This is a genomic window from Virgibacillus kimchii, from assembly GCF_055379185.1.
This window is the reverse complement of record NZ_AP043951.1, coordinates 2196155-2213181: the sequence shown is the minus strand read 5'-3', so window position 1 is coordinate 2213181 and position 17027 is coordinate 2196155. Positions and strand designations below refer to the sequence as shown.

The 17027-nt window shown below is 38.9% G+C and carries 13 protein-coding genes and 1 pseudogene; all 14 read left to right on the top strand.

From position 1 onward, the window contains the following. Positions 1–15: 15 nt before the first annotated feature. On the top strand, positions 16–408 hold the full coding sequence (locus tag ACZ42C_RS10795) for a RidA family protein (protein WP_461183518.1): 393 nt from the start codon (positions 16–18) through the stop codon (positions 406–408). A 23-nt stretch (positions 409–431) separates the two neighbouring features. Continuing rightward, complete coding sequence (locus tag ACZ42C_RS10790; RefSeq protein ID WP_461183517.1) at positions 432–2066, top strand: N-acyl-D-amino-acid deacylase family protein; 1635 nt, start codon at positions 432–434, stop codon at positions 2064–2066. A 156-nt stretch (positions 2067–2222) separates the two neighbouring features. After that, positions 2223–3689: a CoA-acylating methylmalonate-semialdehyde dehydrogenase gene (locus ACZ42C_RS10785; RefSeq protein ID WP_461183516.1), complete on the top strand. Its 1467-nt coding sequence runs from the start codon at positions 2223–2225 to the stop codon at positions 3687–3689. Between the two features lie 213 nt (positions 3690–3902). Continuing rightward, on the top strand, positions 3903–4523 hold the full coding sequence (locus tag ACZ42C_RS10780) for a hypothetical protein (RefSeq protein ID WP_461183515.1): 621 nt from the start codon (positions 3903–3905) through the stop codon (positions 4521–4523). Between the two features lie 48 nt (positions 4524–4571). Next, on the top strand, positions 4572–5144 hold the full coding sequence (locus ACZ42C_RS10775) for a 7-cyano-7-deazaguanine synthase (protein ID WP_461183514.1): 573 nt from the start codon (positions 4572–4574) through the stop codon (positions 5142–5144). Next, positions 5125–6105 (top strand): hypothetical protein, encoded by a 981-nt coding sequence (locus tag ACZ42C_RS10770; RefSeq protein ID WP_461183513.1) that lies wholly within the window; start codon positions 5125–5127, stop codon positions 6103–6105. The genes ACZ42C_RS10775 and ACZ42C_RS10770 overlap by 20 nt, the downstream gene beginning before the upstream one ends. Position 6106: 1 nt before the next feature. Further along, positions 6107–7051 carry a CBASS oligonucleotide cyclase gene (locus ACZ42C_RS10765; protein ID WP_461183512.1) on the top strand — a complete coding sequence of 315 codons (945 nt, stop codon included), beginning with the start codon at positions 6107–6109 and terminating at the stop codon, positions 7049–7051. 532 nt (positions 7052–7583) lie between these two features. Further along, positions 7584–8765 (top strand): IS256 family transposase, encoded by a 1182-nt coding sequence (locus ACZ42C_RS10760; protein ID WP_464891246.1) that lies wholly within the window; start codon positions 7584–7586, stop codon positions 8763–8765. A 372-nt stretch (positions 8766–9137) separates the two neighbouring features. Beyond that, positions 9138–10256, top strand: a pseudogene (locus tag ACZ42C_RS10755) (IS3 family transposase). 635 nt (positions 10257–10891) lie between these two features. Continuing rightward, entirely contained in the window at positions 10892–12301 is a 1410-nt protein-coding gene (locus ACZ42C_RS10750; RefSeq protein WP_461180300.1) for an ISLre2 family transposase, read from the top strand. A gap of 424 nt (positions 12302–12725) precedes the next feature. After that, on the top strand, positions 12726–13481 hold the full coding sequence (locus tag ACZ42C_RS10745) for an aspartate/glutamate racemase family protein (RefSeq protein WP_461180301.1): 756 nt from the start codon (positions 12726–12728) through the stop codon (positions 13479–13481). A gap of 14 nt (positions 13482–13495) precedes the next feature. After that, positions 13496–14227: a hypothetical protein gene (locus ACZ42C_RS10740; protein WP_461180302.1), complete on the top strand. Its 732-nt coding sequence runs from the start codon at positions 13496–13498 to the stop codon at positions 14225–14227. A 106-nt stretch (positions 14228–14333) separates the two neighbouring features. Next, entirely contained in the window at positions 14334–15770 is a 1437-nt protein-coding gene (locus ACZ42C_RS10735) for a sodium/proline symporter (protein ID WP_461180303.1), read from the top strand. A 25-nt stretch (positions 15771–15795) separates the two neighbouring features. Then, positions 15796–16965 (top strand): metal-dependent hydrolase family protein, encoded by a 1170-nt coding sequence (locus ACZ42C_RS10730; protein ID WP_461180304.1) that lies wholly within the window; start codon positions 15796–15798, stop codon positions 16963–16965. Positions 16966–17027: the final 62 nt, after the last annotated feature.

Here is a 17027-nt window from a genome sequence, read left to right as displayed (position 1 = left end):
AAGGAGATGTTTAATTTGCAAATAAAAGAATTTATTAATCCTGATAGTTTAGTTACTCCAGTCGGTCCTTATAGTCATGGAGTAAGATGGGGAAAATTAGTGATTGTGTCTGGCCAGCTTCCTTTAGATAATGAGACTGCTCGACCGTTGAATGACGAAGATATTAAAGAACAGACGCGTATTGTCTTAAGTAATATCCGGTTTATACTTGAGCAAGTAGGATCTTCAATTGACAATGTGTTAAAAACAACTGTTTATCTTACTTCGCTTGATGAATATAAAGAAATGAATGAAGTATATAATGATTTCTTTAAAAAAGCTAAGCCTGCCCGAGCAACTTTGCAAGTAGCAGGATTAATTGGCGATGTAAAGGTTGAGATAGAGGCTATAGCTGTAATACCAGATTAATATGAGGGGAGTAAAATAATATTATGCAGTTCGATTTAATACTTAGGGGAGGATCGATAATCGATGGAAGTGGAAATCCTCCATTTTATGCAGATGTGGGTATTAATAAGGATAAAATATGTTATGTAGGAAAAATTGGCTCTGATTTAGGAGAAAGAGAAATAGATGTCTCAGGAAAGATCATTAGTCCAGGGTTTATAGATCTTCATAGTCATTCAGATTTAGCTTTATTAGAAGACCCTCTTATCAAGCCAAAAATTATGCAAGGAATAACTACAGAGATTGTAGGTCAGGATGGTGTCGGTGCAGCACCTATAAATGAAGAAATGATTGATATGCAAAAAGACTTAATGTCAGGTTGGACATACCCTGAAGCACTCAATGTCGAATGGACTTGGCGATCAATTACCGAGTATTTAGATGCTATGGAGAGTAAAGGAACTTCAATAAATGTGGGAACTTTAATTCCGCATGGAAATATTAGACAGTTAGTCATGGGAATGGAAAATAGAGAGCCAACGGATAAAGAGATAACGGAAATGCAAAATCTTATTAAGGATTGTTTAGATGAAGGAGCTATGGGGTTATCAACAGGATTAATCTATTTACCTTGTGCGTTTGCTACAGAGGAAGAACTGACTAAGCTTTGTGAAGTAGTTGGAGAGTATGGCGGTATTTTTGATATTCATGTACGGGGATATTCCCATAACTTCCTCGATTCTGTTAATGAAGCAATAAGAATTGCTGAAAGTACGGAGTCAACATTGCATTTATGTCATTTTGGAGTAGCAGGTAAAGAGAACTGGCACAAGTTAGAGCGTGTATTTTCAGTGATATCCGAAAAACGAAAACAAGGTGTGAATATTGTTGGTGATCTTCACTCCTATCCAGCAGGTAGTACATCACTTGGGGCGGCTGCTTTACCACCGTCTGTTACGTCAAAGGGAGCCGATTTTGTATTGGACTTTTTGAGGAAAACCGATAACCGAGCTCGTATGGTTGATATGCTGGACGGTACTATACCTTCAAATTTTGATAATTGGATTCGTTATAATGGCTATGATGGGGTAATAATTTCCGGCGTGCACTCAGAGAAAAATAAATTTGCAGAAGGGAAAACAGTGACCGAAGTTAGCAAGTTATTGGATAAATCTCCAGCTGATACAATATTAGATCTAATAATAGAGGACACTTTAGAATCTAATTCACCGTTTTCTATAAGTTGTATTGTTTTTTGGAGTAATGACGATATTTGCTCGAGAATTTTAAAAGACGATTATTTTGGAGTAGGGACAGATGCGTTATTAATAGATGGAAATCCACATCCTCGTTGTTATGGTACTTTTCCAAGGGTAATTGACAATTTTACTAAGCAACGAAAAGATATTACTTTGGAAAAAGCCATTCAAAAGATGACTTCACTGGCAGCTAGAATAATGGGTGTAAATGATCGAGGAATCATAAACCCCGGTTATTACGCTGACATAGTAGTTTTTGATCCAAAGAATATACAGGATAATGCCAGATATATTGATCCTCGTCAGCATTCGTCCGGTATAAAATATGTTATTGTCAATGGCCAAATCGTAGTTGAAGATGGTCAACACACGGGAGCACTTCCTGGCAGGACAATAAGGAGAAAATGGGCAATATCATAAAAATTTACTTTTATGTTTTCTTATTACAACTTATAAAGACGGAATATTATGATTAACAGATAAGTTCAAACGTGTTTTTGAGCTACTTGTGCTATAGACTCATGTATAACTTCTATAAAGAGAAAAGAAAAAACTGTGATTTAAAGGAGAATTTAAATGGTTCAAACCTTAAAAAACTATGTAAATGGCGAATGGATTGATTCAAATACCAGTAAATACTCACCAGTATCTAATCCAGCAACAGATGAAATAATTGCATATGTTCCAATATCATCAAAGGAAGACTTATCGTTGGCGGTTCAATCTGCTGCTAAAGCATTTTTGAAGTGGAGGAAAACACCAGTACCAAAAAGGGCAAGAGTACTTTTTAAGTATCATCAATTGTTAATGGAGAATGATGAAGAACTTGCAATATTAATTTCACAGGAGAATGGAAAAACATATGATGATGCATATGGAGAAGTTCAGCGTGGAATAGAGTGTGTGGAATTTGCAGCAGGTGCTCCCAGCTTAATGATGGGTTCGGTATTACCAGATATAGCGACGGAAATAGAGTCAGGAATGTATAGGTACCCTGTAGGAGTTGTGGGAGGTATAACACCATTTAACTTTCCAATGATGGTGCCGTGTTGGATGTATCCGCTCGCCATTGCATGCGGAAACACGTTTATTCTGAAACCATCTGAGCGCACTCCTTTACTTGCAGAACGTTTAGTAGAGCTGTTTCAGGAAGCTGGCTTACCTGAGGGAGTTTTAAATCTTGTTCATGGATCGCACGATATTGTAAATGGTCTATTAACCGATCCCAAGGTTGACGCTATATCCTTTGTTGGTTCTCAACCGGTTGCACAACATGTTTACAAAACAGCTGCTAAATACGGAAAAAGGGTTCAAGCGCTTGCAGGTGCAAAAAATCATTCCATTGTGCTTGCTGATGCAATACTCGATAAAACTGTTAATGGAATTATTAACGGAGCCTTTGGAAGTGCGGGGCAACGTTGTATGGCCTGCTCGGTGGTTGCTGTCCAGGAGGATATAGCTGATGAATTTATTAATCAGCTTAAAAGTAAGGCAGAGAGTTTAGTAATAGGTGAAGGGATTAATAAAGAAGTAACACTTGGTCCTGTGATTAGTGAACAGCACTTGGAAAAAGTGAATCATTATATTGATTTAGGTATTCAACAAGGTGCTGATCTAGCATTAGATGGAAGAAATATAACTTTATCTTCTCGCTATGAAGGTGGTTACTTCCTGGGTCCAACTATATTTGATAATGTGACGACCGAGATGACGATATGGAAAGAGGAAATATTTGCACCCGTACTTAGTGTTATCCGGGTTGAAAATTTAAGAGAAGCTATTGAAACAGCTAATAGATCAGATTTTGGTAATGGGGCAGTTCTCTACACAAGAAGTGGAAAAGCTGTTAGAGAATTTAGAGAAGATATAGAAGTCGGGATGTTAGGGGTAAATGTGAATGTGCCGGCTCCAATGGCATTCTTCCCTTTTTCAGGATGGAAAGGTTCATTTTATGGAGATTTGCATGCGAATGGAAAAGATGGAGTGAATTTCTACACCAAAAGAAAAATGTTAACTACACGGTGGTTTGAAGAGTCAAGTTAAAGTGAAATAAATATTTAATGTTAGAAGTAACATATCACTTTGAATAGGTGGTGTGTTATTTTTTGTTTGTAATTTAAAGTCTAATGATGGGGGCACAATTAATAACTTCGAAACTTAATAGTTATTAAATCCTGTTTTTATAGTTTGGTATATGATAATATGGAAATACATAGTAACCGCTTACATTTAGAATATTAAATAAGGGGAAGATACATGGAAAATAAGACTGTTAAAGTAGAGCAGATAAAAAAACTAATAAGAAAAGCTGAAGTTACTAGAAATGCCTACTTTCTACTTGGTCGTAGATATAAGTCATTAAATAATTGGTTACATTTTATTACTTTGATTTCCGCTTCCATAGTTGCGATTTTAACCTTTGCCAATTTTAGCACTTTCCTTCCAATTTTCCCGAATATAACTGAAGAATACTTTAAGCTTGTAATAGCAGGATTCGCATCTTTAGTCTTTTTACTTACAGTTACAGAGGAATTCCTTTCTTTGGCTAACAAAGTGGTAATACACGAAACACCGGCAAAACAACTAACAACATTTATTCGGACAGCAAATGCTGTAAAAGGATCCGACAGAATAACTGATGAAGATATTGAAAAATTAACATCTCAATATACAATGATTAGTGAATCTGCTCCTAGTATACCTGATAGAGTATTTATTAAAGCTAAGCGTGAATTACTCGTGAAAATTGAAATTAGTAAAGCTTTAGACGACAATCCGTTTCTTTCAGTTAAGGATTATTTACGTAATAAGAAAAATAGTGAAGAAAAGGTAATAAAAGAAACTAATAAAAATACAGAATTCAAGGGAAAGCAATAGTAGAGGAGAATGATTTTTAAGTGTTAAATCAAGGAGGAGAAAAGTTTATTGTCAAAAAGGTCTAATTCTGTCTTAGTGTTATTAAGTGGCGGTGTAGATTCTACAGCTTTGGTACAATATTATCAATCTAAGAATTACAAAGTAAAAGGAATCTTTATTGGCTATAATCAGTCCAGTAGGGCTATGGAAGAAGATGCAGTCAAAAGTATATCAAAATATTATCAGATCGATACGGAAGTCGTAGATTTGGGGATGTCACTAAAACAGCATAATGGTGAAATCTATGGAAGGAATGCTTTATTTGTATTAATTGCTTCTGGTACTATTTCGATGAGTTTTTCTGAAATAGCGATAGGAATACACCTTGGAGTTCCTTATTATGATTGTACAGAACTCTTTGTTTCCGACTGTCAAAACATATTGGATGGTTACTTTAATGGAAGTGTAACTCTCTCCGCACCCTTCTTAAATTATACTAAAAAACAAATATATGAATACAGTATTGAAAATAAAATTCCATTTGACTTAACTTATAGCTGTGAGATAGGAACGAAGCAACCGTGTAATGATTGTCCTTCCTGTGAAGATCGGAGGTTATTAGATGCATTATTATCTAAGTGAAAAAAGAACAATCGATGAGATTGAAACTCCACTTCTTGTTCCGTCCTTTTCAAGTAAAGGAATTAGAAATATCGGCGACATCCATTATTATCTCAGAGACTACCTGGTAGATACTTCATTAATAAGTGCATATGACTTATATTATGGCTTTATTCAACACGAAAACATTTTTGAAACAGATGTATTGTTTATTGACAGCGGAGGTTACGAACGAGATCAGGAACATGATTTGTCAGAAATTTATAATAAAAAATACATACCTAGAGTTTGGAGTTTAGAAAATTACAGGAAAGAGATTAATAAAATAGAACCAATCACTGATCTAGTCCTAGTCAATTATGATTTTCGAGAATCTATGTCACTTGAAGAACAGACAAAATTAGCGAGAAACGACTTTAAAAAATATCCGAATTTCATAAGTGACTTTTTATGTAAGCCTGTTGCAGAAGGGCAATGTATTGATATTGATAATTTAATAGATCATGTTCATTTATTATCAGATTTTGATATATTAGGCTTAACAGAAAAAGAATTAGGTAGGTCAGTATTAGATAGGTGCGTAAAAATCTATAAACTAAGATTAGCCTTGAATAAAGCCAATATAAGTATGCCAATTCATATTTTTGGCTGTCTAGATCCACTTAACATAATCATTTATTTTCTAAGTGGTGCAGATATATTTGATGGTTTGTCCTGGTTGAGATTTGGTTTCTACGGAAATACACCTATATATCTTAATAGCCATGTAATATCAAGCGGGAAATGGGACATGGAGGATATAGAGACGAGATTCCTAGTGTACTCTGAAAACTTACAGCAACTTTCTAATCTAAAAAAGAAAATGATTCAATTTATAGAAAAAAAAGATATAAATGCTTTTGGTTTAGGAGAAAGATCACTAGTCGAAATTAGTGCTTTGATGGAACAAGTGTATGAAATAACTTCTAAGGAGGATAATTAGAATGGGTGGAAGTGGTGGCGGGGGAACTTATAGTACCCCAGGAAAGACTTTACAAGAACTAAAAAAGGAGCAAGAAAAAAAGGAGAAGCAACAAAAATATGATCGCGATGTAAATGATTTTCTGAATAAATTATTACGTCAATTAAACCAACGTGACTTGGAACAGATTAAAAAGCATTTAGATACTATAAAAACTGCGCTTGAAAAAGATGAAGAAGGTAATGATATTGAGAGTTATATAGATTTAAGGTATGGCGGCTCAGTAAGTAAACATACCTATGCTGATGGATTAAGTGATATTGATATGCTAGTGAATATTAATAAGAGTGATTTGAAAAACTTAAAGCCTAGAGAAGTATTAGAAAGAATTGCCAAGCGACTTGATAGAAGATTACCTAATACAAAAATGAAGGTAGGTGATTTAGCGTTAACTGTAGAATTTTCTAATGGTCATGAAATTCAATTATTACCTAGCATCAAAACTTCTACAGGTAATAAAATTCCAAAGGCGGGATTAAATGAATGGAGTAATGTAATTAAACCCCGTAAATTTGCTGAAAAACTAACTGAAGTAAATAAAGCTAATGGTGGGAAAGTTATCCCTTTTATTAAGCTGTTTAAGAACGTTAACGAAACAACTTTGAAGTCTAGCAAGTTATCGGGGTATCATCTTGAATCCCTGGCATTAAACGCATTTAAGAATCCAGAGCAAACTCCCAGGACCTATAAAGGAATGTTAAAATACTTTTGTAGTTATGCAGAAAAAGCTGTAATGAGTCCGGTTAAAGATAGTACAGGACAATCCATACATGTAGATGGTTATTTAAATGGTAGGAACAGTATTGAAAGAAAACAACTTAGCCAGTCAATAAAGATGCTAAGGAAAAAGTTTGACAAAGCAGATTCAACGCTTTCAATATCGAAGTGGGAAGATTTATTCGATTAAATCTACAGGATATCAGATCTTCTTGTTTAATATTTTGCTGGATTATTATTAGCTTTAATACGAGAAGCATGGGGGCGGTTCTTTTGCTTCCACAAGGCCAATTGATTAGATCACTACTACAATTATGATGATTTAAAGTACAGGATAATCGGTCTGTCAAGGTTGTAATTGCCTTGCAAGCTATCGACAATAACACTGATTGGGATGATAGTACTATAGCAATTTACAATCAGATAATGCACATTAGGAGTGAATTACGAAGATATAGATCATAATAAACTTATCTCCAACATATGCAACCGGTTTCATCGAATGTTACCTATCCAAGAAACCACTTGAACAAGGCTGCACAGTGATAAATATCGTTAATTTAAATGATTACTATGATTTAAATCCCAACTATACACGTTTGAATCAGCTCGAACCGTTTGATAAGATGACGTAAAATAGTTTGTGTAAATTATTTGAGACAAAAAACGAGGTAGGGTACCCTCGGAATTGGCTAAAATTCTAAGAGAGGAGAAACCCTACCATGTCTCATAGTATAACCAATAATGACTTTATGAATCAACTTGACACACTTGTTCGTGACTTTGTCAAAGAGCACCTGGAAACCATTATGAAAGAAGAAATGGAACAGTTTTTTAAGGTGGAGCACCCTGAACTGAAACAGGTGAAAAACGGGTACTACACACGCACTCTCGACACCAAGCACGGTCATATCGATGACCTTGCTGTTCCGCGTGATCGCAACGGTGAATTTAAGACGGAGTTGTTTGATCCTTACCAGCGCCGTGACCAATGGGTTGGAGAAACGGTCACGAGAATGTACCAGAAAGGCATCAGCACCCGTGAAATCGGTCAAATGATCGAGCACATGTTGGGTTCTGCTTATTCGGCAACAACGGTAAGCAATATAACGGATGTCACACTGGAAAATATCGAATCATGGCAAGAGCGCAAGCTGCAGAAACGCTATTCGGTTCTTTATCTTGATGGAACCTATCTCAAGCTGCGTCGCGATGACGTTGATAACGAAGTCGTCTACCTGGTCATTGGCATCACCGAAGATGGTTATCGCGAGATTCTCGGTTTCTATGTCGGCGGCCAAGAAAGTTCACTCGGTTGGAAAGAAATCCTTCTTGACCTTTACAAGCGCGGTGCCGAGGAAGTGCTGCTTGGTGTATTTGACGGCCTGCCTGGTTTAGAAGACGCAATGAAAGAAGTTTATCCAAAGGCTGATGTGCAGCGCTGTGTCGTTCACAAAATCCGAAATGCCATAAATGCCGTACGTAAAAAAGACCAAACGGCCATTGCCGAGGATCTAAAGCCCATTTACGAGGCAAGTACAAGAGAAGAAGCCAAAAAGCAATTCCAGGCTTTTAAACATGCTTGGGAGGCTAAGCATCCTAAAATCGTCAAATCGTGGGAGAAAGACTTAGATGTGCTTCTGACGTTTTTAAATTACCCGTCATCCATCCAGCGCATGATCTACACGACAAACATCATTGAGCGAACGATGAAGGAAATCAAAAAACGTACCAAGACGATGAACAGCCTGCCCAGCGAAAAGGCGGCAGAGAAAGTGGTTTATCTCCAATCCATTGACTACAATCAAAAATGGGCAGAACGGAAACTGCGAGGCTTTGCGAGTGCTTATCAGCCGCTTCAAGACATGTTTGAAGCAAGATATGGAAAAACAAGCAAAGTATAACCGGGAGAATTTTCAGTCATCATCCCCCGGGTACCCGGGGGATGATGACTGCTCCCCCACCAATTCTGTGGAATACCCTATTAAAATTTACACATACTTCTTGACGGAACCTTTGATAATTTTACATTTATTAAAAAAGACATAGCTGATAAAACATTAAAAAATTTTTTAGAGTACAAAAAAATGTTGAGTGAATTTAGCTGTCCAAGCCTGTGTGCGTTACTCTATAGATAATCCAGAGGTATATACCTAGAGTAATATCATTGGATTCTATAATAACTTTTAAGCTTGCATACAGTAGGTCACTATACTCATAGACTATAATGGACCCAAGATTTTAGACACGAAAAAGGGAGATGTTAAGGTAGGTATATGAAACGAAAAAGATATACACCAGAATTCAAATCGCAAATCGTGTTGGAAATCTTGAAGGAAGAAAAGCCAATGAGCCAGATAGCTTCGGAACATGGTATTCATGTAAACCAGCTGCAAAAGTGAAAAACACAGTTTCTCCAAGATATGTCACAAGTCTTTGAGAAAAAGAACAAAGACAAGGAAAAAATGAAAGAAGATTACGATAAACAACTGGAAGCTCTCTACGCTGAAGTTGGCAAATTAACCACGCAATTGTCGTGGATGAAAAAAAATCTGGAATCTACCACGACTAGACGGGAACGCATGGAGATGGTGGATTGGAAGGATCCAGACCTTCCTGTCTCCCAGCAGGCTAAACTACTTGGAATCAACCGTTCCAGCCTTTACTACAAGCCTGTGCAGCCGTCTCCTGAAGAGGTTGCCATTAAACACCGGATTGATGAGATCTATACCAAATACCCGTATTTTGGTTCACGCAAGATTGTCGAATTTCTAAAGAATGAAGGAGTGAACATTAACCGTAAAAGAGTACAGCGTCATATGCGTGAAATGGGTATACAAGCCATTTATCCAGGCCCTAATTTGAGTAAACGTAATCTGCAGCACCGGATTTATCCATATCTGTTGAAAGGAGTGACGATAACCCGCCCCAATCAAGTTTGGAGTATTGATATAACCTATATTCGTCTGCAGAGTAGTTGGATGTATTTAACCGCCATTTTCGATTGGTATTCCCGCTATATTGTCAGCTGGGAGTTAGATCAGACATTGGACATTGACTTTGTCCTGGAGGCAGTAAGACGTGCATTCACGGTCGGTACACCCGACATCTTCAACAGTGATCAGGGCAGTCATTTTACCAGTTCCAAATATATTAATCTATTAAAAGAGCAGCCATCCATTCAGATAAGCATGGACTCAAAAGGCCGGGCACTGGACAATATCATGATTAAACGCTTTTGGAGAAGCCTTAAGTACGAAGAAGTGTACTTAAGGGACTATGGATCACCAAGAGCAGCCAGAAGCAATATAAGGGATTACATGAACCTTTATAATCATGAACGGCCTCACCAATCATTGAATTACCAAACACCAGGATTCATTTATTTTCAATAGATTCACCCTTGACAGATGCAGACCCAGGAAAGGCAGGGTTGGCAAGGCGGGTAAGGAACAAAACTAATGATCCCACCTTATTTTTTATAAAATTTGTGTCTTGACAATGGGGTCCACCATAGTTGACTCCGTGCTTTACGTCAAGAAGAGATGGAAGCTTCAGCTGGCAGCATTTCTGTAAAGAAAGTTTGAAGTTTTGTGCAACGAGCCATTCACTCAATCTGCATAAGAAAGCCTGAAAAGTAATTCACAGAATATAGGTGGTATTTTAAATAGATTAAAAGGCGGGATGGAAATTCTCAATAGAGTCTAATAAAGGTGGTCTTATGGTTGAGATCAATATCATTTTGACATCTTCGGATTTGTTAATTTACGGCTATCCGATATACAGTAGAGCCAGGAAAGTCACCGGATATTGGACTCAGAAATTAAAGATGGTATTTGGAAATAAATAGTGTTTCAATTTGCTCTAAACGGTAGTATGATTAAAAAATTTCTTTAATTGCTGGATTTTTTTAAGTATGTGTAAAATAGTTCTCGGGGATAATTCTACAAAATCCTAGCCAAAAAAGAAGAGGCACTCTATCATAAATGTATGCTTACCACGGCAAATACATTTAGAAAGAGGCCTCTTCATGAATACTATTATATCAAATTTATACAAATTAATACACCAAACAGACAATCTTATTGAATTTGAAGAAAGCGTTCGTATCCTGATGTATGAGGTGTTTACTTCGCAGCTGGGGGACGTATTTACCAATATGAATAATGTCATTGTGAAGGAAAAACAAGCGGCGGGCTGGACAGTGGAAAGAAATGACGAAAGGGAAGTTCAGTTTACTTTTGGCGTGGTGAGATTTACGCATACCCTCATGTATGATCAGGAAGGGAATGCTCATTACCCCTTTGATGAATGGGCAGGATTAAAAAAACACCAGCGCAGAAGCCCTTTTGTAGAAGTGAAAGTAGCCGAGATGGCTGCCGAAAGTACTTACCGGGAAACAGCACGTGTATTGAAGGAATGGACCGCTGTGGATATGAGCCATACAACGGTTGGAACGATTGTGAGGAAAGTTGGGGAAGCACAAGCCAAGGCGGATGAGGAAATGGCCGGCGAACTGGAGGAGTCCGCTGAGTTGCCGGAGGGAAAGGAAGTAGATTTTCTTTATGCCGAAGCTGATGGGGTATTTGTTCGGGCTACTGAAAAGAAAAAGAGTCATGAGGTGAGCCATGCCATTCTTTATGAAGGATGGGAAAAGAACGGAAAACGCGTATCCCTGCGTAACCCGATAGCGATGATGACAACCCGGCCAACTGCGGATTTTTGGAAAGAAGTACAAGCACTGAGCGCCCATCGGTATTCATTGGAAAAGACGCAAGTGATTACCAATAGTGACGGCGGGGCAGGATACACAGCTGAGAAGTTTCAGGAAGCCTTCTCACAGTCGGCATATCCCGTACTGAACCAATTGGACTCCTACCACGTATTTCAAGGGCTAAACCGCGCGCTTGGTGCTGCGAAAAGCGAGTATAAAGACGAACTGCGAAAGGCGTTAAAAGAACATGATTTGAAGCGTTTTAACTTATGGCTCGACACCTATGAAAGTACGCTTGATGATACCAAGCAGACAGAAAAAGTAGAGAAATTCCGTTCGTATATCCTAAACAATTGGGATCGCATTATAGACTGGAGAGAGTGCATTGACCATCCGCCGGAGGATGCAAGAAGCCTGGGAGCGATGGAATCCAATCAACGTCATATTACGTATCGGATGAAGAAAAGAGGAATGCATTGGAGTCAGGATGGTGCCGAAGCCATGGTCAAAGTGAAGCAGGGAAAGCTAAACGGGACGCTGAGAGGAGCTTATCTCAAGGATCTGCATCGAAGCACAAGAAAGCAGCGAGAGGTAAAAAAGGTGGTTCGGAGGTCTATTTCTCTGCATCAACCGACGCGTCCGTCCATTGGAGCGAAACAGGGCTCAATCGCCGTGTACGCATCCCATTCATCGGCTATTGGAAAACTGGCTAAGAGCTTTAAATAATCACCCTGTCATTTTGTGTTAGGTTCTTGGTTTGTAGAACCTAACACAAAGTGACAGGCCACCAAGCGATGACAATCGCGCGGTAGCTGGATAAGCGTACAAAAACAGAGTGCCAGAAATATTGGTATTATAAGGGTACCGAGAAAAGCTTGACACAAACTTTTTTTAATTTCTACTATACAAACATTAAAAAATGTAGTAATATATTGCATAATACTTAACCTCCCGAGAATTCAAAACTTTTACCGTATTTTTAAAAGATGTTAGAGCATCTTCATTTTTTTACCTATAATAAGAAACGGTGTTTCTAATAAGGAAACAATTCTTGGGGAACTTTCGAAAGAGGTGGTATTTAATCTAACTAAACAGCCAGTTGTTATCTTTCTAAAGAAGGTGTTCAGAAAATTAAAAAGGAGGATGTAATATGAAATTGCAATATATTATTCCCGGGCCAATGCATAAAACCCCGGTGGGGATGGAAGAAGTGAACAGAAGACTGGAAAAATTGCAGGATTGGGCAAGTCCGGGAACAGAAGTTACTATCTCCACTGTTTCATCGGGACCAGCTTCTATTGAATCTATGTATGAGGAATATTTAAGTGTTCCTGGAACTGCAAAGAATATCATAAAGGCCGAATCTGAAGGCCATGATGCTACGATCGTTGGGTGCTTTGGCGACCCTGGACTGGATGGATTAAGAGAAGTATCCGATAAGTTGGTCGTTGGACCTGCCGGAGCATCAATGGGGACAGCAATCACACTGGGTCAGAAATTTTCTATTGTTACAGTTACTGACAGTATCATTAACGGGTTGGAAAAGTTGGCTTGGGAAACGGGTGTTTACCAGAAACTCCGATCTGTTCGAGCCATCAATTTACCAGTTATGGAGATTAATAAAAATCATGACCTGGCAGTTGAGCTGCTTATAAAGGAAGGGAAAAAGGCTATTGAAGAAGACAAGTCCGAAGTATTGATACTGGGATGTATGAGTATGGGTTTTCTTGATGTTGCCGACAAAATGATGGAAGAGTTAGGGGTTCCGGTAATTAATCCATCCAAAGTAAGTGTCAAATTTGCAGAGGCACTTGTTTCATCAAATTTGGAGCATAGTAAGAAAGGTTATATGAAACCACCAAAAATGGAAAATAACAAGCGTATTGACGATCTGTTTATTAAATGAGTGGGGTGAACGCAATGAAAGTAAAACTGTCAGTTGTTATTTCAATGGCTTTTGTTATCTGCTTATTTATGAACACAACGGCTTTTGCGGATAGCTATCCTGTCAAAGCGAACTTGGAATCGGAAATAATTGATGATACTTCGGTATTTGTAACAATAGATTACTCCTTCAACATTGAAGAAGAAACGGAAAATCTTCCATTTGAAGCAATTCTGTTTCTCAATAGTAGTATTGAGGATATCGATGTCACTGTCAACGGGGAGCCTGGAAATTTCAGTTTTGAGGACCAAGATAAAAACTTAATAAGCGGAGAAGTCATTTTAGACGCAGAGTTATCTGATTCTTCAGAGGTTGAAGTTCAAATAGATTATCGTGTGACGGATGCTGTTATGAATGATGGGGAAAATTTTGAAGTAAATATACCGGTTATTGCAAGTACATTAGTACCGCTGGAGGCAGCCCCGGGCTTCTTTGAATTTAATGTGGATACTCCGGAGGGATCTACAGTTACGGGAGGATTTCCATCTGCATATACAGCGGGTGACCCTACCGGCGTATCTTCTGAACTGCAAGTAATGTCTTCCCTGATTTCATTTGAAGGGAGTATAAATGAGGCACCTTTCTTTACTTTCAATAGAATGATAGATTTTTCAGTTATTTTATTATTAATTGTGGCTGGAGCAGCTGCCTGGATGCTGAATCGTAAAAAGCCTGCCAAATCAGAGGGGGAGAAGAAATGGGGTTAGGTTTTATATATTGGGGTGTTTTTGTTGTCTATGGTGTGATCACGCTGGGGTATATTCTATGGATGTATTTTGCTAATAAATCTGACGCTGAAAGGGGTGAATAATAGTGGATATCCAACTCATTGTATTTGTTGGTTATTTTATTCTTCTGCTTTTTATTGGGGTTTTTTCTTTTAAAAACACAGAAAATGCCCAGGACTACTGGATTGCAGGCGGAAATTTAGGCTGGGCGGTCGGTGGTGCCAGTATTGCATCAACGCAAATGAGTTCCGGGCTTTTTATAGGGACAATTGGCACCATGTATGCAGTTGGATGGTCTTTTGGCTGGATTGTATTAGTTTTTCCGTTTGCTTATTGGTTTATGGTCGCTTTTATTGCTCCGCGGTTTACAAGAGTAAAAAGAAACTCTCTGCCGGATTTCATTGAAACGCGTTATTACAGCAAATCCGCCAGGATTATTGCGGCCATTATCATCCTTGTTACGATGGTAGTCTATATCCAGGCACAGATTGTGGCAGGTGGATTAATTGCCAACATTATTTTTGGCATACCAACTGAACAAGGTATGATTTTGTTTACTGTCATTTTAATCATATACTCCGTTATCGGGGGAATGATGGCCGTTATGTATACAGATTTTGTTCAGATGATGGTAATGGTTTTGGGTGCGATTATTTCCGTGCCATTGGCTATCCGCCATATGGGGGGGACGGAAAATTTATTATCTTATGTTCAGTCGGTAAGTCCAATTACTTTTACCTGGGAAGGGATGCCACCAGCAGTATTGTTCACCATGGGCTTGGCATTTTTATTAGGAGCTGTTGCCAGACCTGAGCAATTGGTTCGTTTCTACGCAATGAAAGATATGAAGACCATTCGGAAAGGGATTTTATTTACGATCATTCTCGTAGGAGTTGCTCATTTCTTTGTCTATTATTTGGCCCTGTCAAGTACAGTACTGTTTCCTGCATTGCCTACAGGAGATTTAGCAATGCCTATGATTGCAACCAGCGTATTACCGCCGTTGATTGGTGGCATTCTGCTGGCTGCTGTTACATCTGCCATGATGTCTACGGTTGATTCATTGTTAATTGTAGCCGGCTCTGCACTATCCAATGATATCTATCAGCCGATATTCGATCCAAAAGCCTCGGAAAAACGTAAAATATGGGTTGGCCGAATCGGTGTTGTTATAGCGGGGACAGTTCCTGTTGTTTTATTACTGTTTGGTATCGGCCAAGGAGAATTAGTTCAAATTATGGTTGCTTTGTTTAGTGCCCTGATGGCTTCCAGCTTCCTCATGCCTGTAGTATTAGGTGTTTTATGGAAGAGAACGACAAAAGAAGGGGCAATCAGTGCCATGATTGGTGGATTATTAGCCTGCTTCGGCTGGCGCTTGCTCGGATTCCACAGTTTTCTGGATCCTGTAGTTGCCGGGTTCATTGTTTCCACCGTCCTGATTGTAGCAGTTAGCTTAATGACACCTGCACCGCCAACATACGCAACAGATCCATTTTTTAAAAAGGAAAAGAAAGTTGCCTAAACTAAACAGATAAGGGGGTATGTATGTGTATCAGGTAATCAAGTCAAAGGCTATTTTGGATGGGACAGGCAGTGCACTTATACCTGATGGTTGCCTGCTAATTCAAAACGACAGAATTGCAGGTGTCGGCAGAGAGGAGGAGTTTACGGGGTTAGATGGTATAGTCGAGATGGTGGACTACACTTCTCATTATATCCTTCCGGGACTGATAGATAGTCATAACCATTTGTCTATCGTGCCTGCATTGGGAGATCAACTGGGGCAAATGGCTTTGCCTCCGGGGCGAAATATCCTGAGAAGCATGCCGAATATCCAAAGGAGTTTGCAATCAGGTGTTACCACCATGCGGATTGTCGGAGAAGAGAATTTTATTGATGTGGAAATAAAAAATGCTATTGAAGAAGCGTTGATCCCGGGTCCCAGGCTGCTCGTCAGCGGCCGGGGAATGGTGGCGAGCAATGGGCACGGAGCCGCTTTGACGGTTTCAGATGGGGAAGAGGAAATCCGTAAACATGCGAGAGAAAACTTTGCCAAAGGTGCTGACTTAATTAAATTGTTTGTAACCGGAGGGATTAGCAGCAGCAAGACTGGCATTGATTTCTGCAGTTATACCGGCAGGGAAGTCAGAACGGCGGTGGAGGAAGCACAGAGGTACGGTTCCTACGTGGCTGCACATGCACATGGGGGAGCGGGACTGGATCTATGTATAGAGGAAGGTGTTCGGACGATCGAGCATGCTGCCCTGATAAATGAGCGTCAACTTGAAGGCGTTGTGAATAAAGACCTGTGGATCATTGGGACGTTTTCCATCCTTTTTCATGAGACAGGTATAGAACAAACAGACTTCAGTGATCCGGTTATAAAGGAAAAAGTATTGCGGACCAGGGAAATTGTTTCCGATAATTTTCACCGTGTCATCCAATCAGGTGCGAACCTGGCACTTGGCACAGACAGTATGCACGGATTGCTTGCGTATGAAATGGAATGTTTAGTCCGGTTTGGCGCCACGAATATACAGGCGATTTCAGCCGTAACCAAGCATGCTGCAGAGGCTCTGCGGATTGAAGATCGGCTTGGCACCCTTGAAAAAGGAAAGATTGCAGATTTTATAGGTTTGCCAGCTAATCCATTGGATGATATTAAAAACATGGCACAGGTTGAATTTGTTTATAAGAATGGGAAACAAATTATATGATTTGGTGAGGGTGCAGCGTATGACCGGGAAGAAAAGAAGCCATTAATAAAAGCTTTTTATGT

Bases quoted from the DNA above. Each gene is read 5' to 3' on its own strand.
- ACZ42C_RS10760 (WP_464891246.1), top strand. From the start codon at position 7,584: ATGTCTCATAGTATAACCAATAATGACTTTATGAATCAACTTGACACA.
- ACZ42C_RS10785 (WP_461183516.1), top strand. From the start codon at position 2,223: ATGGTTCAAACCTTAAAAAACTATGTAAATGGCGAATGGATTGATTCA.
- ACZ42C_RS10745 (WP_461180301.1), top strand. From the start codon at position 12,726: ATGAAATTGCAATATATTATTCCCGGGCCAATGCATAAAACCCCGGTG.
- ACZ42C_RS10780 (WP_461183515.1), top strand. From the start codon at position 3,903: ATGGAAAATAAGACTGTTAAAGTAGAGCAGATAAAAAAACTAATAAGA.
- ACZ42C_RS10790 (WP_461183517.1), top strand. From the start codon at position 432: ATGCAGTTCGATTTAATACTTAGGGGAGGATCGATAATCGATGGAAGT.
- ACZ42C_RS10740 (WP_461180302.1), top strand. From the start codon at position 13,496: ATGAAAGTAAAACTGTCAGTTGTTATTTCAATGGCTTTTGTTATCTGC.
- ACZ42C_RS10765 (WP_461183512.1), top strand. From the start codon at position 6,107: ATGGGTGGAAGTGGTGGCGGGGGAACTTATAGTACCCCAGGAAAGACT.
- ACZ42C_RS10770 (WP_461183513.1), top strand. From the start codon at position 5,125: ATGCATTATTATCTAAGTGAAAAAAGAACAATCGATGAGATTGAAACT.
- ACZ42C_RS10750 (WP_461180300.1), top strand. From the start codon at position 10,892: ATGAATACTATTATATCAAATTTATACAAATTAATACACCAAACAGAC.